The sequence below is a fragment of the Synechococcus lacustris Maggiore-St4-Slac genome (assembly GCF_024345595.1).
Taxonomy (GTDB): domain Bacteria; phylum Cyanobacteriota; class Cyanobacteriia; order PCC-6307; family Cyanobiaceae; genus Synechococcus_D; species Synechococcus_D lacustris.
In genome coordinates this window covers 65,752-86,844 of record NZ_JAGQBK010000009.1, presented here as the reverse complement: position 1 = coordinate 86,844, position 21,093 = coordinate 65,752, and the positions used below count along the sequence as shown (strand labels likewise).

The 21,093-nt window shown below is 49.4% G+C and carries 20 protein-coding genes; 3 read left to right on the top strand and 17 right to left on the bottom strand.

Annotated features, from left to right (window positions below; genetic code table 11):
• Positions 1-24: 24 nt before the first annotated feature.
• Genes KBY68_RS08300 through KBY68_RS08270 form a run of 7 tightly spaced genes read right to left on the bottom strand, consistent with a single transcriptional unit; the run spans position 25 to position 8,577 of the window.
• Positions 25-2,709, bottom strand: coding sequence for an MGH1-like glycoside hydrolase domain-containing protein (locus KBY68_RS08300; protein ID WP_255096718.1), 2,685 nt, complete (start codon positions 2,707-2,709; stop codon positions 25-27).
• Entirely contained in the window at positions 2,706-4,220 is a 1,515-nt protein-coding gene (locus KBY68_RS08295; protein ID WP_255096717.1) for a GMC oxidoreductase, read from the bottom strand. The genes KBY68_RS08300 and KBY68_RS08295 overlap by 4 nt, the downstream gene beginning before the upstream one ends.
• 12 nt (positions 4,221-4,232) lie before the next feature.
• On the bottom strand, positions 4,233-4,817 hold the full coding sequence (locus KBY68_RS08290; RefSeq protein WP_255096716.1) for a cytochrome c oxidase subunit 3: 585 nt from the start codon (positions 4,815-4,817) through the stop codon (positions 4,233-4,235).
• A gap of 3 nt (positions 4,818-4,820) precedes the next feature.
• A complete protein-coding gene (locus KBY68_RS08285) occupies positions 4,821-6,512 on the bottom strand; it encodes a cytochrome c oxidase subunit I (RefSeq protein WP_255096715.1) in 1,692 nt (563 codons plus the stop codon).
• A gap of 3 nt (positions 6,513-6,515) precedes the next feature.
• On the bottom strand, positions 6,516-7,451 hold the full coding sequence (locus KBY68_RS08280; RefSeq protein ID WP_255096710.1) for a cytochrome c oxidase subunit II: 936 nt from the start codon (positions 7,449-7,451) through the stop codon (positions 6,516-6,518).
• Complete coding sequence (locus KBY68_RS08275) at positions 7,448-8,077, bottom strand: DUF2231 domain-containing protein (RefSeq protein WP_106499514.1); 630 nt, start codon at positions 8,075-8,077, stop codon at positions 7,448-7,450. The genes KBY68_RS08280 and KBY68_RS08275 overlap by 4 nt, the downstream gene beginning before the upstream one ends.
• The gene (locus KBY68_RS08270; protein WP_255096709.1) at positions 8,077-8,577 is read right to left on the bottom strand and encodes a DUF2231 domain-containing protein; all 501 of its coding nucleotides are present in this window, start codon (positions 8,575-8,577) and stop codon (positions 8,077-8,079) included. The genes KBY68_RS08275 and KBY68_RS08270 overlap by 1 nt, the downstream gene beginning before the upstream one ends.
• A 78-nt stretch (positions 8,578-8,655) precedes the next feature.
• On the opposite strand from KBY68_RS08270, the gene KBY68_RS08265 reads away from it, so the two are divergent.
• Complete coding sequence (locus tag KBY68_RS08265) at positions 8,656-10,065, top strand: class II fumarate hydratase (protein WP_255096707.1); 1,410 nt, start codon at positions 8,656-8,658, stop codon at positions 10,063-10,065.
• On the opposite strand, the gene KBY68_RS08260 is transcribed toward KBY68_RS08265, so the two are convergent.
• Positions 10,062-10,445, bottom strand: a complete 384-nt coding sequence (locus tag KBY68_RS08260) for a J domain-containing protein (RefSeq protein WP_255096706.1) — start codon at positions 10,443-10,445, stop codon at positions 10,062-10,064. The two genes, KBY68_RS08265 and KBY68_RS08260, sit on opposite strands and share 4 nt — an antisense overlap.
• A 51-nt stretch (positions 10,446-10,496) precedes the next feature.
• Here KBY68_RS08260 and KBY68_RS08255 point away from each other — a divergent pair, with 51 nt between their 5' ends.
• Positions 10,497-11,240 carry a 16S rRNA (guanine(527)-N(7))-methyltransferase RsmG gene (locus KBY68_RS08255; RefSeq protein ID WP_255096732.1) on the top strand — a complete coding sequence of 248 codons (744 nt, stop codon included), beginning with the start codon at positions 10,497-10,499 and terminating at the stop codon, positions 11,238-11,240.
• Here the strand turns inward: KBY68_RS08255 and KBY68_RS08250 are convergent.
• The 6 genes from KBY68_RS08250 to KBY68_RS08225 are packed head-to-tail and all read right to left on the bottom strand — an operon-like array spanning position 11,237 to position 14,343.
• On the bottom strand, positions 11,237-12,409 hold the full coding sequence (locus KBY68_RS08250; RefSeq protein WP_255096730.1) for an aldo/keto reductase: 1,173 nt from the start codon (positions 12,407-12,409) through the stop codon (positions 11,237-11,239). The genes KBY68_RS08255 and KBY68_RS08250 overlap by 4 nt on opposite strands.
• Positions 12,410-12,455: 46 nt before the next feature.
• Complete coding sequence (locus KBY68_RS08245) at positions 12,456-12,770, bottom strand: ferredoxin (RefSeq protein WP_255096728.1); 315 nt, start codon at positions 12,768-12,770, stop codon at positions 12,456-12,458.
• 34 nt (positions 12,771-12,804) lie between these two features.
• Positions 12,805-13,197, bottom strand: a complete 393-nt coding sequence (locus tag KBY68_RS08240; protein WP_255096705.1) for a DUF1257 domain-containing protein — start codon at positions 13,195-13,197, stop codon at positions 12,805-12,807.
• Positions 13,175-13,393 (bottom strand): DUF2997 domain-containing protein, encoded by a 219-nt coding sequence (locus tag KBY68_RS08235; protein WP_255096704.1) that lies wholly within the window; start codon positions 13,391-13,393, stop codon positions 13,175-13,177. The genes KBY68_RS08240 and KBY68_RS08235 overlap by 23 nt, the downstream gene beginning before the upstream one ends.
• Before the next feature lie 48 nt (positions 13,394-13,441).
• On the bottom strand, positions 13,442-14,212 hold the full coding sequence (locus KBY68_RS08230) for a HEAT repeat domain-containing protein (RefSeq protein WP_106499510.1): 771 nt from the start codon (positions 14,210-14,212) through the stop codon (positions 13,442-13,444).
• Between the two features lie 5 nt (positions 14,213-14,217).
• A complete protein-coding gene (locus tag KBY68_RS08225; protein ID WP_255096703.1) occupies positions 14,218-14,343 on the bottom strand; it encodes a DUF8624 family small hydrophobic protein in 126 nt (41 codons plus the stop codon).
• 63 nt (positions 14,344-14,406) lie between these two features.
• On the opposite strand from KBY68_RS08225, the gene KBY68_RS08220 reads away from it, so the two are divergent.
• Entirely contained in the window at positions 14,407-15,672 is a 1,266-nt protein-coding gene (locus KBY68_RS08220; RefSeq protein WP_106499509.1) for an AmpG family muropeptide MFS transporter, read from the top strand.
• A gap of 2 nt (positions 15,673-15,674) precedes the next feature.
• Here KBY68_RS08220 and rlmN read toward each other — a convergent pair whose 3' ends face one another.
• The 3 genes from rlmN to KBY68_RS08205 are packed head-to-tail and all read right to left on the bottom strand — an operon-like array spanning position 15,675 to position 21,037.
• The gene (gene rlmN / locus KBY68_RS08215) at positions 15,675-16,748 is read right to left on the bottom strand and encodes a dual-specificity RNA methyltransferase RlmN (RefSeq protein WP_106499508.1); all 1,074 of its coding nucleotides are present in this window, start codon (positions 16,746-16,748) and stop codon (positions 15,675-15,677) included.
• Complete coding sequence (locus tag KBY68_RS08210) at positions 16,739-16,912, bottom strand: CAB/ELIP/HLIP family chlorophyll-binding protein (RefSeq protein WP_106499507.1); 174 nt, start codon at positions 16,910-16,912, stop codon at positions 16,739-16,741. The genes rlmN and KBY68_RS08210 overlap by 10 nt, the downstream gene beginning before the upstream one ends.
• A 3-nt stretch (positions 16,913-16,915) precedes the next feature.
• Entirely contained in the window at positions 16,916-21,037 is a 4,122-nt protein-coding gene (locus tag KBY68_RS08205; RefSeq protein ID WP_106499506.1) for a DNA-directed RNA polymerase subunit beta', read from the bottom strand.
• Positions 21,038-21,093: the final 56 nt, after the last annotated feature.

Sequence of the window (21,093 nt, the reverse complement as noted above, 5' to 3'; positions counted from 1 at the left end):
GATTAGCTCCACACAAAGAAACCACTACATGGGGTTGTAGCGGTTTAGTTGGGTAATCATTTTCAGAACAATCGCGGTCCAACCAGTTTGATGGCTAGCTCCAACACCCGAGCCATTGTCGCCGTGAAAATATTCATTAAAAAGAATCAAATCGCGCCAATAGGGGTCGTGCTGGAACAAACTATTGCCACCGTTAAAAGGACGCTCATTTTTATCATTTCGCCTAAAGATACTAGCCAACCTCTTTTCAAGTTCTAACGATGCATCCCACAAAGTAATGAAATTACCGGAGCCAGTGGGGAATTCAACCATAAAACTATCTCCATAATAATGACCAAATTTCTGCAGGGCCTCAATTAATAGGTAATTAATTGGCATCCACACAGGTCCGCGCCAATTGGAATTACCTCCAAACATAGCTACAGGGCTGTCTGCTGGGCTATAGGCAAGGGTTTGTTCTTGATCACCTTCCCTAAAAGTGTAGGGAGATTTTTCATACACTTTCGAGAGGGAACGGATGCCATAGGGAGATAAAAATTCATCTTCGTTAAATAAATACCAACAAATTCTTCTCAAATTAGCATCTGGCACAAGGCTGAATAAGGTTCTATCTTGATGCCAAGTGCCAAGATTTTCCGACAACCATGTAGTGCAAGTACGTTCGGAAAAATGCCATTCAAACGATTGAAGTACATCCAAGCAAGGAAGCCTTTCAACAGTTGCAATATCAAAACTTGCAACCGCCAAAAGTGGAATAAGCCCAGACACAGATCGTGTTTTTAGATATGTCCAAGAGCCATCAGGCCGTTTAATTACATCATAGTAAAAACCATCTTTTTCATCCCAATTAACATAGCTACGCCCGCTGATGGAAGGGGTATTCAAAGTTATGGCTAATTGGGCAAAGTCAAACACAAAGCGTTTAGAAATATCCTCATACTCAGGTTCTTGAACGCTTAGTTCAACGGCAATTTGCAAGAGGTTTAAACTTAACATTGCCATCCAAGCAGTGCCATCGCATTGCTCAATCCTGCTGCCATCAGCTAAGGGGAATCTCCTATCAAAAACAGCAATATTGTCTAAACCAAGGAAGCCACCTTCAAACACATTATCGCCAGATCTATCATTTCTATTTGCCCACCAACCATATTCTAAAAGAAGCTTGCGCATCGCCGATCGAAGAAACACAAAATCGCCATGCTCCCTTTCCCTACGTTCAATTTGAAAAATTCTTAATGCTGCCCATGCCCCAATTGGCGGATTTGGATCAGATAAAGCCCATTCATAGGCTGGGGTTTGGGCATTAGGGGCTGTGAAATTTGGCGAGCGTAAAAGCATGCATTGCTTTTTAGCTATGGCTGGATCAATAACAGCAAATGCAACCGAATGGAACATTAAATCCCATTGACAAAAATATGGGTATTCCCAGCTATCAGGCATTGAAATAACATCATCAGCAAACAAACGGCTCCAATAAGCATTTTCAGTATGTTTACGTGATTCAGGTGGAGCGGGCTGATTAGGATCACCACTCAACCAGCGAATAACACTCCAATGGTAAAACTTTTTGCACCAAAGTAAGCCGCTAGCAGCTGCTTTAAATATATGGGCATCATCAGCCTTTAATCCTTCCGCTGCATGATTAAGGTATTCAATACATTCCTTTTCTCGCAACTCAAAAGTGCTGTTGAATGAACTGGAAAACGGCTCGGTTAAGGCTTGATTACTAAGCCGCAAGTTAATAACCCACTCCTCACCAGAATTAAGTTGTTTTGATAGAACTAAGCTAGCCTTGCTTCCAACATTTGCCGGATTTACGGCAGACAGATCAGAATCAACCACATAGCGATGAAAAGCATCCTTTACATATGGCTGTGCATTCGGCTGATTAAATAACAGCTCCGTATTTGTTTCATTTTCGGTGAAAATCCACTCACCCGGATAGTTACAGGAAAGTTGGTAGGCACCTAATTCATGAATATCATCCGTAGTAATAGAATTGCCGCAAAGTTTAATCTGCTTTTGCTGGCGCCATTCCTCACGATATCCCCAAGACCATTGATTGCGGAGCCAGAGGCTTGGTAAAACAGTTAAAGGCGCAGAATCAGGGCCACGATTAATAATCTTAATTCGTATCAATATATCCGTTGGACTAGCTTTTGCATAATCAACAAAAACATCAAAATAGCGATTTTCAGCAAAAATGCCAGTATCGATTAGCTCGTATTCAGGATCTTCTCTAGTGCGCCTTGAATTTTCTTCAATTAATTGTTGATAGGGAAATTCAGCTTGCGGGTATTTATATAAGCCCCGCATAAAACTATGGGTTGGGCTGTTGAGTAGATGATAAAAATAATCTTTTAGATCTTCACCATGGTTACCCTCACCATTACCAAGGCCAAAGGGTCTTTCCTTTAAGATTGGGTCTCGGCCATTCCATAGGGCGATGCCAAAACATAGCCGGCCATGTTGATCGCTAATTCCAAGTAAACCGTCCTCTCCCCAGCGATAGGCCCTTGATCTTGCTTGTTGATGGGGAAACGAATTCCATGCATTGCCATCAGCAGAATAATCCTCTCTAACCGTTCCCCATTGCCTATCACTTAAATAGCTGCCCCAGAGATCCCATTGTTGATGAGCTTCATTTCGCTCTGCAATGCGACGCTGCTCTGAACTAAATCCAAGCTGATCGCCAATGGTGGAATTCAAAGCTCTGCCTCAAGATGTTCAGCCACCCGCAGTGCATTGGCAATAACAGTTAAACCTGGTCCAATACTTGGGCAACTGGGAAATATGCTTGCGTCAATAATATATAAATTTTGAATCTCGTGGCTTCTGCCTTGTAAATCAACCACCGATGTTGCGGGATTACTACCCATTCGAGTGGTGCCGCAGGCATAACCCATCACACTTATTGGTGCTTCTCCCCTCGGGTGGGTGGGCGCCTGACGCACCACATGGGTTAAAGGGTCGGCCTCGATTGCTTTTAGAGTGTCTATCCAGCGATAAACCAAACGGTCATGGGCCTCTCGATTATTAGGTATGTAGTTAAGACGAATCTGCTCACCCTGAAGGCTGATTTTGTTATGGGGATCTGGTAAAACCTCACTCATCGCCCACCAGGCAACCGATCGGGCGGCAAGCTCCTCAAGGCCAAAATTTGGCAATAATTTAGATACTAATGATAAAACTGGTGGTGATTCAGCAAACAATGCATCCTGCAAAACCCCACCACAACTTTGAATATGGCCAAGGGGGAATTGAACATTTTTATCACCCCAATAATAATCATTAATCCCAAATGAGCGCTGATAGCGACCGGAATTTGGTGCGGCGGCTAATTGCAATATCGATGAAAGTTGCAATTTCATTAAATTGCGTCCAACCTGATCCGATCCGTTGCTCAAGCCGCGGGGATGGGCATCACTGGATGATCGCAACAAAATAGCTGGTGTATTCACTGCACCCGCCGCCAGCACCACAAAATTAGCCTGAAAAAGCCAAGCTTGATTTTGAATTAATGCCTCAACACCTTTAATTTCATTACCGGAGGCATTTACATGTAAACAAGTAACCTTAGCCTCTATCCTTAAATGAAAAGATGGGTCTTCAATAGCCGTTGCCACTCCAAAAACTTCTGAATCTCCACTGGGATCATCTTGATTATTAGACCAACTTATTGGTAAATCATAGGGTTTAACTCCCTGGCGCTGGAGGGCAGCACGCAAAGGTTCAAAAAAGGGTTCCAATGGTTTTGGCTTACCAACAAATTCATTCTTTCTCGCCGGCTCAGTTGGATCTACTCCCGCCATCCCATGAACGTGATATAACTTCTCTGCCTTTTCGTAATATGGTGCAAAATCTGAATAGTTGAGTTCCCAGCTTGGGGAAATACCAGTTTGCAAATGTAGCTCTTCAAAATCTTTCTCTCGCATCCGCTCAAGCACAGCACCCCAAATTTTGGTATTGCCGCCTAGGCCATAAATAGTTTGAGGGGCAAATGGATCACCATCTGGGCCAAACCAACGCTCAGCTGGGTGATAACGATCCTTGCGAAATAGATCTACATCAGCAACGTTTTGATCAGCGAGCGCCATCTGGCGCCCCCTCTCAAGTAGCAGCACCCTATGGCCCTTAGAGGCGAGGGCCCCTGCCATGGTTCCCCCGGCAGCACCACTGCCAACGATGATCACGTCGTAATGCTGGTCGTCAATGATCATTGGAGTGCCTCCTCAAGAACGTTGCCACACGTATATGAGCACAAAGAGGATGATCCAAATCACATCCACAAAGTGCCAAAACAGGGAGGTGGCCTGAATGCCCTGTTCCCCGCCTTTGTAATTATTAGGTATAAATGATTTGCCTAACATTAAGCCCATCAACAATACACCAGTTAAAACATGTAAGCCGTGAAAACCAGTGAGCAGGTAAAAAGTGCCTCCAAATGTACCTGAGGTAAAACCGAACTTCAAACCGCTCCATTCCACCGCTTGCCCCCAGAGGAAATAGCCCCCCAGGGCCATGGTTGCCAACCACCAACCACGAAAACCCCAAACATTGTGGCGGGCCATCTGTCGCTCAGCCAAATAAATAGTTCCTGAACTAGAAACCAGCACAAAGGTGTTAATCAGTGGTGTTTGCCATTCCAAACCCTCCACCCCGTGGGGTAACCAATCAAGGGCATTCAACTTAAGCAAGGCATAGCCTGAGAAAAAGGCGAGGAATATTACACTTTCCGAACAGAGAAAAATTATAAATCCAGTGAGATTGTGGTTGGCATGCATGCCTTGATTGTGGTGGGTGCCTGTGCTTTCCATTGCTTATGCCTCTAAAAGAGATTGGTTTTCGTAAGCACTTTGATTTTCCACAAGAGGCTTTCCAGTGCCGTAGCCATAGGGCCCACTGATAACAGTAGGTACGTTTTCTTCAAAATTCTCTGCTGGAGGTGGCGAGGGCAAAAGCCATTCCAAACCAATGGCATTCCAGGGATTTTGGGGTGCTTGCGGCCCCCGAACCCAAGAGCTGATCATATTGATAAGGAAAGGAATTATCGAAACACCGAGCAAAAAACCACCTAAGCTTGCCACCACATTCCAAAAAGTAAACTCAGGGTCGTAGGAAGAAACACGCCTTGGCATTCCCATTAAGCCAAGGGGATGCATTGGAAAGAAATTCAAGTTTGTTCCAATAAATGTTAAGAAGAAGTGCAATTTCCCCAAACCCTCATAATACATGCGCCCGGTAAACTTAGGGAACCAATGATATATTGCTGCATAGATGCCCATCACTGCGGCGCCGTAGATTACATAATGAAAGTGCCCAACAACAAAGTAGGTGTTATTAACGTGAATATCTATGGGCACAGTGGCCAACATAATTCCTGTTACCCCAGCAAAAACAAAATTAAACAAACCTCCAAGGCTGAAAAGCATCGGCGTATTTAGGCGTAACTTACCGCCCCAAATGGTTGCAAGCCAGGCAAATACCTTCACTCCGGTTGGTACAGAAATCAACATGGTTGTAACCATGAAAAGATTTCTCATCCACTCAGGCACGCCACTGGGGAAAAAGTGGTGCACCCAAACGATCAAGCCCAAGAACACAATCGCAAATGATGCCAAAGCAACAAAGGCATAGCCAAACAATGGTTTGCGAGAATGGGCACTGAATAGCTCAGAAAAAATACCAAATACAGGCAAAATGATCACATAAACGGCTGGGTGGGAATAGAACCAGAAAAAATGTTGATAGAGCACGGGATCTCCGCCACCCTCAGGCTGAAAGAAGCTTGTTCCAACCACCAAATCGAATAGAAGCATTATTGCTCCACCGGTGAGGGCCGGTAAGCCAATCAACTGGAGCGATTGGGCCGCCCAGGCCGTCCAAATAAATATCGGCATGCGGAAAAAAGTCATCCCAGGGGCCCGCATTCTTATGATCGTAGTAACAAAATTCACGGCTCCCATAATCGAGGAAACGCCCGAAAGTGCCACGGCTGTGAGCCACATCCCCTCGCCGCTAACCAAATCACCCAGAGGGTTTTGAGTACTCACAGGTGGGTAAGACCACCAGCCTGAGTTAGCCGGTCCACCGGGAAGTAGGAAGCTGGAAATTAAAATCACACCAAAAATTGGAACCAACCAAAAGGCCACTGCATTAAGCCTTGGGAAAGCCATATCTGGGGCGCCGATCATCGTGGGGATCAATAAATTATTTAAACCATTCAACACAGGAAAAATAAACATAAACAGCATGATAGTTCCATGCATTGTGTAGAGGCCGTTATACACAGTGCGGTCTACTAAATCATTTTCTGGGGTGATTAATTCGCCCCGCATTATCATTGCAAGCAAACCGCCAATCAGAAGAAAAAATATCGCTACTGTGATGTATTGAATACCAATCACCTTGGCATCGGTATTGAAACTAAAAAAGCGTTTCCAATTATCAGGTGCCCCTGGCACGGGGGCATTTGATTTCAGCACACGGGGATCGTAGGAAGCGAGGGTCATGATTTAACCGTTATGGGGGAGTTGATTGGAGCCGGGCACATTCACCATCGGGGCGGGAGCTGGCACAACGGTGGGCCATCCCCTTGCACCTTCTGCCTGGCGTTGTTTGTATTCAGCCACCGCATCACTTAAACCCGGCTGGAGTGGTTGGCTGGCAGCTTGTTGGAGCCAACTGTTGTATTCAGCCTCAGATTCAACCACCACATCGGCTTGATTGGTGGAAAACCAAGTGCCGCTATACATCGAATCGCGTAAGCGATAACGCCCTTCGCGGGTGGGGGTTAGATTTAAATTGATTGCCCGGCCTGGAATAATGTCTTGTTTTAATCTAAATGCTGGCACATAAAATCCATGGATTACATCTTCACTAACCAATCTGAAGGTTACTGGCTTATCAACAGGTAAATGTAATTCAGTAGAGCTAACTTTGGCCGCCGGATAGTTGAATTGCCAAGACCATTGCCTAGCAGTTACCTCCACCTGCTCAGCCGGTAGACGATCCCCCAAGAAACCACCAACCTCTTCAATTGGATCACCGCGATGGATGTGCTCCATCGGCCCTAACACTGCAAGCTTTTGATTAACACGCACTGAATAGAAGGCAATGCCAAAAACAATTAGTGCTGGAATAACCGTCCAGATGATTTCCAAGCGGGTATTGCCTTCTATTGGTTCTGCATCACTCATGTCGTATTTCTCAGCCCGATTAAATATCACAACCCAAGCCATCACTGAGATAACACCAAAAAACACAAAAGTTGCCAAGGCGGTTTCAAAGCTGAACAAGCCATCCACCAGGGGCGCAGCTGTTGAAGCTTGAACAGGTAACCAGTGGTATGCCTGGCGACTCATCCAGAAACTAAATACCACCAATACACCGGTCCAGGCGCTAACCAAGGCCAAGGCGGAATAATTAATGCGCGATGAGGAGCTATTCATGGCAGTGCCTCCTTAAGATCAGCGCCAGCGGCCAGCAGCTGATCTGCGGTTATGTGAACGCCAAACTCAGCAGCTAACTGAGCACCAAGGGTGCCGTGAAGCCCTAAAACGCCCATCATCACCACCCCAGCAAATAAATAGGGCCATTGCACCTGCCTACCCATATCTTTGCGCCAAACAAAGCGTTGATAACCTCTCCAAATAGTCATCAGTACGATCACCAAAAGAATCAACACCCCACCAACCCCATGCCAGGTCATCGTTACAAAACTTTCGAGGCCAAAGGTACTTTTAACGCCTGCCAATGGCACCGCCGTGAGCATCTCATAAAAGCCAGCAGTAACTGTAAAAAAACTAATCACTGCGCAAGCAAGCAGGTTATACCAACCCACATCATGTAAACCTGGCCTAGTTACCGGCAATGCCAAGAAGCGAAAAATACGCTTCTCCAAAGGATAAAAAGCTCCAGCGAAGTCGAACGCAATGGCTATAACAAATAAGCCAATGGTGAGATGAACTAAATTAGGGTGAATCGGCAGGCTATAGGGCAGATCATTGGGCCCTAGGCCGGCTGCAATTTGATTTAAGGGGCTTTCAGATGGCAGCACCACATTAAAAAACTGCATTACACCAACCCCGCCCGCATTGCTTCCACCACCTTCACCGTGTGTAGCCCATATATCCATATCAATTTATCGCCAAGAAAAACCTGCACAACCACCAAAGCAGCCAATAAAGAATCAGCGCCAAGGAAGGCCAGCGGCAAGCTGAGCGGATCCTTGGCTCTCAATACATAGCGCCAGCCGGTAAGCACAGATAGAACCCCCGCCAAAGACCAGCCTATGGTGCTATGGATATTTAAAATGTTGCGCGCATCACCATAGGGGTTGGCCAAGCCGGCCTCCACTTGGCCAAACATGATCGCCACAAAGATGGCGCTGGTGGCAAATAACAGATTCCACCAACTCACTTCAAACAAAGCCCGCCTTCCTGTAACCACACCGATAAAATCAAACAGCACTGAAATCAATGCCATAGCAATAACGAAGTGCACAACTATTGGATGAATAGTGTCCATCCATGGCAGGTTGTGGTCGTTTAGGGGGGGAAGCAGATGCTCAAGCATTAGCAAACCCAAGAGCTAGCTTTGCCTGTATTGCTAGCGCCCATGGATTAAGGGTGCCCATTTCTCCCCTATTCCTTCATGACTGATCACTCCTCAAGCCCTTGGCGCCTCGAAACAGACAGCCTTGGCCAAGTGCAGGTGCCCGCTGAGCGCTATTGGGGTGCCCAAACCGAACGGGCGAGGTTGATGTTTCAGCTTGGGCAAGATCCGATGCCCCTGCCATTAATCCATGCAATCGCCCGCATAAAAAGGGCTGCTGCTGCTGCTAATTCCCAGCTGGGGCTCCTAGATGGCGAGCGCTGCAACTGGATCAGCCTGGCCGCCATGGAGGTGGAGCAGGGCCGGTGGGATCAAGAATTTCCCCTCTCCACTTGGCAGAGCGGTAGCGGCACTCAAACAAACATGAACCTGAATGAGGTAATCGCCAATCGCGCCTGCGAATTAGCAGGGCAACCCCTTGGCAGTAAAAGCTGCGTGCATCCAAACGACCATGTGAACAAAGGCCAAAGCACTAACGATGTATTTCCCAGTGGGATCCACATCGCTAGCGAGCGCCAGCAGAGGCTCCAACTTTTGCCGGCCATAGGGGATCTAGCTGCCAGTTTTGAAGCAAAGGCAAGCGCTTGGAGCGATGTGGTGAAGATCGGCCGCACCCATCTGCAAGATGCAGTACCACTTACTTTTGGCCAAGAAATCAGCGGTTGGGCGGCCCAATTGCGCAGCGCTGCCGCAAGAATTGAAGCTGGATTTGAAGAGCTGCGCCAAATCCCCCTAGGCGGCACTGCCGTTGGCACTGGTTTAGGTGCAAAAGCTGGTTTCGCAGAAGCCACCTGCCAATTACTTAGCGAATGGGAGGGGGTTAGCTGGCAGTGCAGTGGTAATCGCTTTGCCCTAATGGGCAGCCACGATGGCCTGGTTCAGCAAATGACCCGGCTCAGGCTTTTGGCGGGGGCTTTACACAAGATCGTTAATGACATTCGCCTTTTAGCCTGCGGACCTAGGGCCGGCCTGGGGGAACTGCTGCTGCCAGCCAATGAACCCGGCAGTTCGATCATGCCGGGAAAAGTAAATCCCACCCAATGCGAAGCCGTAGCAATGGCCACAGCCCAAGTGATGGGCCTTGATCAAGCAGTGGCTATCGGTGGCAGTGGCGGCCACCTACAAATGAATGTATACAAGCCATTATTAGCGCTTAATTTAATTCGCTGCGGCGAATTACTTAGCAACTGTTGTTACTCTCTGCGGGTGCACCTGGTGGAGGGAATGGAATTAAATATCAGTAAAATAGAACATTTTCGCGATCAATCGCTAATGTTAGTAACGGCTTTAGCTCCTGTGATCGGCTACGACAAGGCAGCAAAAATCGCCCAACATGCCCATAGGGAAGGGCTTAGCCTGCGGGAGGCAGCCATCGCCCTTGATGCCATCAGCGCAGAAGCCTTCGACCACAGCGTTAACCCTAAAAAGATGACCTCTATTCAAGATTAATTGCTTCTTAGATATGCCAGGCCCACACCAATAATCAAACTAAAAATAAGCGCCCCCGCCAACAGCAACAGGGCAAACCATTCGCCACCAGAGAGTGGCCGCCGCTCCGGTAGCAATATTTCTTGGCTGGCGGGAGAAGGCGAGGTTGAATTATTTATAACAAGATCATATTTACGCCTTAATTCTGGATCACCCAAAACCTCTATGGCCTCCTGCAAAGCACAAAATTGCACACTCGCCTCAGCGGGTTCTAATTCGGTGGTATCCGGGTGGAAGCGTTTGCTAAGCCGCCGGAATGCCGCCCTCAATTCTTCAGGGCTTGCCCCTGCCTCCACACCAAGGCGCTCATAAAGATTGGCAGTGGTGCTGGAGTTAACCAAGCCGATCGGGCTCTATGGCTTGCGATCCTAGGGAAACCTACTTGCCCTGCCCTGAGCAACGATTTCCCCTGGGACCTGCTGGCTTGGCAGCCCAACAGCCAACAGCTGCAACAACTGCAGGAGCTGCAGCTGTTGTTGCGCCATTGGAACCAACAGCTAAATCTCACCAGGTTGGTGGAGGGGCCCGACTATTGGATTGGTCAAGTATTCGACAGCCTTTGGCCGCTTCAGCCCTGGTTAACAGGTGAGCTAAGCAGCGCTACCTGCGCTCAGAAATTTACGGTGGTTGATGTGGGCACTGGCGGCGGTTTTCCAGGGCTTGCCATCGCTATTGCCTTTCCCAATGCCCAGTTAACCCTGGTGGATTCCGTGGGTCGCAAACTTGAGGCCGTGGGCGCCATGGCCAAGGAGCTTGGGCTAGGCGAAAGGCTTAGCTTGCGGTGCGAGCGGGCCGAAAAAAGTGGACGCGAACGCAGCTGCAGGGGCCAATTTCAATTGGCGGTAGCTCGCGCTGTGGCCCCAGCTGCTGTGGTTGCTGAATACCTGGTGCCGCTGCTCGCTCCTAACGGCACTGCCCTGCTTTATCGAGGCCAATGGAGCGCCGCGAATCAAGCCGAATTGGTTGAAATTGCACGCCAGCTCAAGGCAGAAGCTGGGGAACCACGGGCCATTGAACTTCCAGAGGGCAAAGGCCAACGGCATGTAATTCCACTTACCCCTGTAGCGGCATGCCCAACTACCTTTCCAAGGGCCGTTGGAATCCCAGCAAAACAACCTCTGCGCCCGGCTCCCTAGGAGCCAAGTCGTTGTAAAACGCTGCCGCCAAGGGCTTGTTTTAGGTGCCTCAAAATTGCTGGAATCTCTGCCCGCCAGGGGCTTTCAGCCAGTGCTGCCAGTAATTCCGCTTCGCTTACTGCCCCTTCACTGCCGGCTGGCGCCTCGAAAAAATCGGCATTGCAACCTGGGAACCAATGGTTGGCTTGGCCCAAAAGACCATATCTAGCTTTGGCATAGCTCTGCAGATCCCATCCCTCCAGCAGGTTATGGAGCCACAAAAGGATCGGTAAATTGATCTGCCCTGGGGTGTCTTGCCATGGGGGCAACCCCTGCTGCCAGCTGTTAAGCCAGGTATCACCCAACTTTTGCTGCAGGGCAGCTTGCAATCGAGCTGATATCAGTGGCAATAATTCTTCGGCCTTGGGAAGCATGCCCACTGCCTGCAGATGTAAATCCAAATCTGCAGCAGTGGCAGCACCAACGCTGATGGTGTGAACCCGCGGATCACTTAAACAAAACAGATCGTTAAATACAATCGGATGCAATGGCTCACAGAGCTGCTTTAATCGCTCAGAAGGTGAATGAAGATGGCCGCCTTTATCGGTGGGACTAATTATAAAAACACCCATATCTTGATCAATCGCTGCACTTAAGGCGGGGCTATTATCTTGGCGAATATAATACCAATGGATATTAACGTAATCAAAAGAGCCACTGTTAATCGCCGCCTCAATTAAAGCTAGCGGCCCATGGGTGGAAAAGCCCACATGGCCGATGCAGCCATCACTTTGCCAGCGCTTAACTATCTCTAAGCAGCCCCCTGGCCGCAAGCATTGCTCTAAATGTTCGGGAAGATTAATTCCGTGCAAAGTTAGTAGATCAAGACGTTGCACTTGCAATAATTCAAAGCTGCGCTCCAGCATTGATTCAAATTCTTTGCTATTTGCATAGGGCGCAATTTTGGTTTGCAGAATCCGTTTTGGATCTGGATGTGTAGCTAGTAATTTGCCCAGCTGCAATTCTGAGCTGCCATAAAAACGCGCTGTTTCAATGTGATGCATGCCAGCCCCAATGGCTGCCTTCAAGATCGATTCCAGATTTACCTGGCTTTCAACTGTTATTTCTTCCGCTGGAAGATCGCTCCAGCTTTGCTGAAAGCGCATGCCACCAAGGCTTAACAGGGGCATCTGTAATTCTGTTCTGCCAAAACGACGGCAGGGAACAAAGGCCAAATCAAGCTCCGCTGGGGGAGGATTCAGCTGATGGCAGTTGCTCAAATGGCAGCCAATGGATGCAATCAACCGGGCATGTGTCGATGGCCTCCTGAACCCGTTCAAGGCTGTCGCCGTTTTGACGTATTACCCGCGATCTGCCCCGATTTGGCTCCACCAAAAAGGTATTACATGCCACATGGGCGCAATACCTACAACCAATACAAACCTCTTCATCAACCCAAATCGCCTCCTGGCGCAAGCTGCCCCCCAGCAGGGGTTCTTTACCTGTATTTCCTTGGCCAGGAGCCGCCAGTGGCGGCGCTGCAAAGGCAATTGAAGGGTCGATTTTCAAAGCAACCAGGGGGCTTTCAACCCTGCCAGCGGGTAACTACCAGCTCGATGCTGCCATCGGCACTTAACTGTTGTTCTCCCACAACAAAACCCTCAGCGGAAGCGCTATTGAGGATGCTGTGCAAGGCATAACGCTGGGTTAGTTGCGACATAAACCTTTCAATGGGTATTGGTAAACGCCATAGATCAAGGTCAGTTACCAATTCATAACGGCCTTCACTGCTATTCCAGCGAAAACCAATGTCGCCACCATCAGCCTGGGGACAACATAGATCTGCCTCTTGGGTTTGGCCTTGATAACCGCGCAGTAATTGGGCCGCTTCACTTGGTGTTTGGCCTAGATCCTTGAGGGCTGCCACCAGGGCGACAGGATCGCGCAATTCAGTTTTAATCGTGCTGAAGTGAGACATTGCTGGCTTGATTTTGGTGGATTTCCGCAGGGGCGGTTTGGTAGTGGTTAGAGGTGGGGGTGCAGCGCTGAACGGTGCCCAACCTGGCTTCAATCGATCTAGTGAGCTCTAAACAACCCTCACCTTGAACGCCCTCAACAAGCTCCTCCACTACGCCATTTGGGCGAATACAGAAGCGGATGGTTTGCTGGGGCACGGCAGAACCGATTTGAATCAGTTTACTTAGTTTTACTTGCCAGCTGCGTTAAGCCCAGTCGTTTTGTAAACGGGAAAGCAGGGCTGGATTTTGCAGTTGCTCTAGGGCATTGCGGGCATCATCCCGCACCCCTGAATCAGCATCATCGATGCAAGCAGCCACAAGAGCTTCCCCTAGGGACAAGGCTAAATCAGGCTCCAAATAGGCGTGAAGCCTCCCTAAACCCCAAGCGCTATTGCTGCGCACAGCTGGTTCCGAATCGATGCGCAGGCTTAAAAGCAGTTGTTGCGCCACCGCTTCCCGCTGATTTGAGTTGTTCAAGCTGCTATCTACAAGCGAACTCGTGGCCCAAAGGCGCACCGCTGCGATATCGCTGCCCAGGGCCTTTAGCAGGGCTGGAATCACCTCAAAACTTGGGTAGTTTCCGAGGGTCCAAGCCAGGGCTTTACGCACAAAGCCGTTGCTGTCTTGTTGCAATTTTGGCAGCAATAGCGGTAGAGCCTCGGGATGGGGATTACGTCCAAGGGCATAAACGGCGCTCATCCGCAGAATTGGGCAGCTGCTATCGAGCAACGGCAGCAGCAACGGCAGCGCACGGGGATCACGGTGCTCACAAAAAAACTTCAACCCTTGCAATTGCTGCTCATGGTTGCCTTGCAGTTCAACCAGGGCCTGATCTACCAGTTCCCTTTGTGCGGCTATGTCTTGGGTTTGATCCGATAGTTCGCTGATCAGATCTAGGGGGTCTTGGGCCGCCTCCGCCTCCAATTCCTCCTCTAATAGGGCAAGTTCCAGGGTTAATTCATCGTGGTTGGTCATGGAACTCAACCCAAAGGCGCCGGAGCAGCCATATCACCAGGCAACCAAATGCGAGCACTCACGGCAAATAGGGCAGCGGAAAATAGCAGCACTATGAGGGCTGGCAGCAGCTTGGATCTAAAAAACGCCATTAATTTCCAGCGGAACAGCACATCCCTATTGTTGCCTCTTCGCTGCCCCTGGTGTAACTCCCCATGAACAATCGCGCCCGCAGCAGGCGGATCATCACGGTGGGGATGGAAGGGGTAGCCAGCGGCGCTCCCTACATGGTGGGCAGCAAATTACTTCAGGGCTGGCTAACCGCCAGCAATATTCCGCTGCCATTGATTGGCCTATTGCCCCTGGCGGAATTGCCATACACCTTGAAGCTGTTTTGGGCCCCCTTATTAGACCGCTGGCCCATTCCCTGGCCCGATCGCCGTAGGGGTTGGATCCTTTTAATGCAATTACTGCTGGTGCTGGTAATTGCATCGATGGCACTGCTGCAACCCAGCACTAACCCCGGCGCCCTAACTGCCATTGGCTTAATTGCCTTAATCCTGGCAATTTGTAGTGCCAGCCAAGACATCGTTATTGATGCCTATCGCACCGATTTATTAGCAGAGGAGGAGCGGGGCGCTGGAGCGGCAAGTGCCTCCCTTGGTTATCGAGCTGCCGGCTTAGTGATCAGTTCTGGTGGTTTTTTATTGGCGGGCACCTATGGCTGGCCTGCTGCCTTTGCCGCTGCAGCTGGCCTAATGCTTTTGGTGGTGCCATTCACTATTAATGCCCCAAGTATTCCGCCCCTAAGCCAACCGGTTGTGAGCTTGCGCCAAGCGGTGCTTGGCCCAGCCAGGGAATTTTTAAAAAGAAGCGGCTCTAGCAAAGCGCCGGTGTTGCTGCTGCTGGTGTTGTTTTACCGCTGGCCGGATGGATTGCTAAATGCAATGGCAATTCCCTTCCTAAGCCTCAATGGGTTTGATGAAGCAACAATTGGATTAGTGCAGGGGGCATGGGGAATTGGAGCAACGATGCTGGGAACGATATTAGGTGGTGTTTTATTTAGTTATCTGGGCATGAATCGATCCCTGTGGATTTTTAGTTTGGTGGGGGCAACAGGAAATTTAAGTTATTGGGCAATCGCACAATTCAAGGGGGGGATTTTCGCTCTTATGCTCGCTGCTGGTTTTGAAAATATTGGCGGTGGAATGGTTGGTGCCGTATTTGTAGCCCTATTAATGAGCCTATGTAATCCCCGCTATTCAGCAACCCAATACGCGCTTCTATCCGGTATTTACGCCCTAAGCCGTTCACTACTATCGGCACCTGCTGGATTGCTGGCGGAAAGGTTGGGTTGGTCGGAATTCTTTCTCCTCAGTGCAGCGGCTTCAATCCCTGCTTTTATTTTGCTCGCCTTTGTGGCCCCTTGGCATGAAAGGGAGGCGCGGGGAGCATTTGATCCATCAAAGGATTTGAATTAAACCTATGCAGATGTGGAAGTAGCAAATCGGCGCCTTAGCTGACCGCAGGCTGCATCTGCATCAAGGCCTCGGCTGGCTCGAACACTCACGGCAATCCCCCTGCCTTCGAGGTTGCTGCGAAATGCCTCAACTGCAGCTGGGCTAGGCCTTTGAAATTCTTCTTCTTCAATTGGATTGTAGGCAATTAAATTCACATGGCTCTGAAAGCCACTCACCAAATCAGCCAGGGCTAATGCCTGGGCAGGATGATCATTTAAACCACCCAAGAGAATGTATTCAAAACTTAAACGCCTACCTGTTGTTAATACATATTGCTTGCAATCTTCTAATAAAATCTCAAGGGGATAGGCATGGGCAGTGGGAATTAATTGCTCCCTTAGCTGTTGATCTGGAGCATGCAAACTAACCGCTAGGGTGAACTGAGTTCGCCCGAGGCGCTCCTGGGCTAGGGCCGCAAGTTTTGGCAGGGTTTTGGGTACACCAACGGTGCTGATAGTGATCTGACGCTGGGCCATTCCCAAGTCACTACAGAGGCAATCAATAGAAGCAAGTACTGCGTCGATATTGAGAAGCGGTTCTCCCATACCCATAAAAACCACGTGGCTTGGGCGCTGTTGCATCACTTCCCGCACGCTTAAAACCTGGTCAACAATTTCATGCAACGCAAGCGAGCGCTGAAAGCCCCCCTTACCGGTGGCGCAAAAACGGCAGGCCATGGCACAACCAACTTGGCTGCTAACGCAAACGGTTAAGCGATTTGGATTAGGGATACCTACGGTTTCAATACTGAGGCCATCGTGGGTGGCAAGCAGCAATTTGGTAGTGCCATCAAGGGCAACACTGCGTTGCAGCTCCCGGGATCTACCAATCCAATCAAACGCATCAGCAGGTGGCTCCGCCAACAATTGCTGCCGAAATTGCTTCGGCAGCACTGAAACCTGATCTAGATCTCGAACACCTTTGCTGTAAAGCCAATCATGTAGTTGTCTGCCTCGAAAAGCCGCCTGCCCCCGTTGCTGAACCCATTGCTCAAGGGCAGGGCGACCAAGACCTAAAAGTGGTGCGTTTAGGGCCAAACCAATAGGCCATGCCCCAACCAAATCTCAACAGCTAGCAGAGCAATGAAACCAAGCATTGCAGCGCGACCATTCGTTAATTCGCAATGGGTATGAAAACCAAAGCGGGGCAGTTGGCGCCTAGGCACCAGGGAAGGTTGCAGGGGTTGAGTTGTTGTAGACATCTATCAGCTGTCCTCGCTGAGTAAACCTTCTTCCTGCAAACCCTCAAGTGCCTCTAGATCAGGCAGCAATTGCTCTTGATCCAAATCGTCACCCACAGGGCGGGCAAAGGCAGCAAAATTACTACCTTCAGCTATGCCATGGCGACTGCGGGTGGCTTGGAGTTCATCGTCGGAGGGATCATCCAGCACTGCAGCGGTGGGCTGGGGCAGAGGCATCTCAACTGTGTAGTCGGGGCGGAGGGCACTAGCTCTGCGGTAACTAGCATTTTCCTCATCGAGAATATCTGGATGGGGACCGGCCTCTGCCCTCAACTCCTCTTCAAAGCCACTGAAGCCTGTACCCGCTGGTATCAAACGACCGATGATTACATTCTCCTTCAGGCCGCGTAACCAATCGCTCTTACCTTCGATCGCCGCCTCAGTTAACACACGAGTTGTTTCTTGGAAGGAAGCAGCCGAGATGAAGCTATCGGTGTTGAGAGATGCTTTGGTAATACCAAGTAGCACTGGGGTGAATTCAGCAGGGGCACCACCGGTAATGGCAATGGCCTGATTGACTTGATCCACCTGACGCAATTCAATCAATTCACCTGGAAGCAGGGTTGTATCACCGGCGTCCTCAACACGAACCTTATTGGTCATCTGGCGAACAATCACCTCGATGTGTTTATCGTCGATGGTCACGCCCTGGGACTTGTAAACGTTTTGCACCTCTTGAACAAGCGCTGTTTGCAAGCGTGAAATGGCTTGATTAGCAGCATCCATAGATGCGTTGCGCGAGCGTAAATCCTCAAATAGAACTTCAAGAAGTTCATGGGGATTGATGGGGCCATCGGTTAGGAGATCACCAGATTCAACCAATTGACCATCGCTCACCATCACAGTGCGCCCTAACAAAATGGGATATTCAGTGCTCAATTCATCACCTTCAATCACTGAAACAGTGGGGGCGTCTTCATCCTCTTTCTGTTCAATCTTCACGCTGCCCGCCTTGCGGCACAGCACAGCTGAATCCCTGGGGCGACGGGCTTCCAGCAATTCTTCAATACGGGGCAAACCCTGAACAATATCGCCAGTTTTGGCCCTCTCAAACACCAGCTGAGCAAGGGTATCGCCGCGAAGCACCAAGTCGCCATCGCGCACGTGCAGGATGGAATCCGGTGAAACCATGTAGGGGCGGCCCACCCGTAGAGAGATCGAATCAGGCCCAATCGATTCCACCTGACCGCTATGGGGGGCGATTAGATCTGAAGCGAGTTGCTCACCTTCAACAATGCGTTGACCAATGGCTGCGCTGGGCTTCTCATTTTGCAATTTAACTACCAACAAATCATCTGGCCTTTCAACTATCAAACGCCTAATTGGCTCCCCTTCAACGCTATCTGGAAGTTGCACAACACCATCTTCTTTGCAAAGGATTTGAACAGTTGCAACAACATCTCCTCGCTTTATTGAATCCCCATCAGCCACCTTTACTTCGGTGTGGGTGGAGCCATGGCTGGCATCTGAAAGGGTGTCCCGCCTCACCAGGTGAGATTCAAGGATCACAAGCTGGAGGCGATCGATGGTTTTTGCCCGCTTATCAGGCACCATCTCAACGTCTACCGTCATTTGTGGCGTGGTATCAAAAGTTTCAAGAATTAGTTGGGTACGCAGAAGCTCAACTCCCTCAACTGATTTAACTAATTCAGCATCTTTAAAGGTAAGCCGTTGCACAGCCTTAAGGCCGAGGGAAGGACCATTTGCTTGTTTAACGGTGCCAAGTTCAGGCAGGTGAGCCTCATCAGGAATCGCGTATTCCTCCACAGGACGGAGCAGTAATGCCCCACCTTCTGGTGTATCAACGGATTCCACAAATAGCATTGATTCAGCCACCAATCCAGCTGCAATTTCTTCGCCCGGGTTTACCATCTTGCCCTCGTCAGCAAAACGGCTTAACACCTTGCTATCAGTTACTAAATGCAGGGTTCCAGAACGAACAATAATTTCACGTAGAATGTCATTCTTCTGGGTAACAGTAACAATGCCTGCGGTTTGGCTGAATATATCTTTAACCACCTCTGTACCAGCTTCAATCCACTGGCCATCCTCAATCATCAGAAGGGATATATCTTTATTTATTTCATGGGTTTCCTGGGGAATCCAGAGCAGGGTTCCACCTTTAGAAACCTCATATCCGTGTTTTGCGCTACGGGCTTTTTTAATACCAAGGCCAGGGGCAAATTTAATCAAACCGCCTGTTTGAGTGCGGAAGCGATCGTCGGTAAGTTCTGCAATCACCTCACCATTGGCTATCTTTGTACCAGGCTCAGTATTTAAGCGATATCTGATGTTGTCTTTACCTTCAAGGTGCCAGATCTGGCCGCTGTGGGTAGTGGTTGCAATAAGCTTGCAATCCTTTAATAACAAGCTGGAAGTAACAATTTCAACTTCCCTTGAATCGCCTTGAGATTCCCTTAGCCTTACGCTGCCGCCATATTCACTGATCTGCCTGCTTTCGGCTAGAACATCGCCATTGTGCACATTGCTAGCACCTTTAACAACCGGGAATGCATTGGGGGGCAAGTTATAAACGTCGCCGCCAAAAACCCAAAGCCTTCCTAAGCGCTGGGCCTTCAAGGTGATGTTGCCCTGGCGGTCGGGAACCTCCTTGGGTTGAATTACATCTTCATAGCGAACCTGACCGGCCAAATCACAAATAACATCCTTACTTGCCTTCTCAATACTCTTCTTAACAGCAGCGCCACTAGAAATCTGAGCCAGAATTATGTCGTTCGGAACACTTGCGCCATCAGCAACAAACAGAATAGAACCTGTGGTGATGTCTAGTTTCTGTGCTTTACCTTTTGTGGTTGGTTTTAAGGTGAGGCTGAAATCAACTTCTGCAATCTGAGCTTCCACACCATGGGGAGTGCGGTGGGGGCGAACCTTAGCCTTTGAATCAAATTCAACAATTCCATCCACCAAAGAACGAACCACACCAGTTTCAGCAGTTGACACACCGCCGGTGTGGAAAGTGCGCATAGTTAACTGAGTGCCAGGCTCACCAATGGATTGGGCTGCGATAATGCCAACCGCCTCACCAAGATCAACTAATTCGTTATGCGCTAGGGCCCAGCCATAGCATTTGCGGCAAACTGAACGAGCGGCTTCGCAGGTAAGTGGTGAACGCACACGAACTTCTTTGATAGCAGCTTTTTCAATCTGCTTACTTAAAATGGGATCAATCTCTGTGTCCCGTTCAGCTATCACGGTGCCTTCGGCATCAATAACGGGTTCAGCCACCAATCGGCCGAGCAAACGATTGCGATAACGGCCATTATCTTCTGCCGCAACGATGATGCTGCGCACAGTGCCGCAATCGTCTTCCCGAACGATTACATCTTGGGCAACATCAACTAAACGCCTGGTGAGATAACCGGAATCAGCGGTGCGCAGGGCAGTATCCACCAAACCCTTGCGCGCTCCATAGGAGGAGATCACATATTCAGTAACGGTTAAACCTTCGCGGAAATTGGTGCGAATCGGCAGGTCGATAATCTCCCCTTGGGGGTTGGCCATCAGGCCACGCATGCCAACCAACTGACGCACCTGGGACATGTTGCCCCGGGCACCAGAGTTAGCCATCATCCATACGGAATTCAGGGGGAAATTATCATCAAAGTTGCGCTTAACTGAATTCACCAAACGTTCGTTTGTTTCAGTCCAGGTGTCAATTACCTTGGTGTGCCTTTCAACTTCAGTTATTTCACCTAAACGATATCTTTCCTCTGTTTGGGTAATCTGCTTTTCAGCATCCTCGAGCAACTGGGGCTTGTCGTCGGGAACTTTCAAATCATCTACAGATATGGAAACCGCCGCCTGGGTAGCAAAGCGAAAGCCCAAATCTTTTAGATCGTCTGCCATCGCGGCCGTAGCTGCGGTGCCATGGTGTTTGTAGGCCCAAGCCACTAAGCCACGCAAACCTTTCTTATCGATAATTCGATTTCGGAAGGGGGGTGGAATCCTGGATGGCTCACGTTTTGCGGCGGCTTCTGCAGCCGCAAGAGCAGCGGCTTCTGCGGCCTTAGCTGCCTTCGACTTACTTGAAGATTTACGGGCGGCGGGCTTGGAGGTGCTGGTCATGACCTTTAACAGGAGGGGGGTAGGAAGATTTGGCTGAATTCAAACAAGCAGGGGCG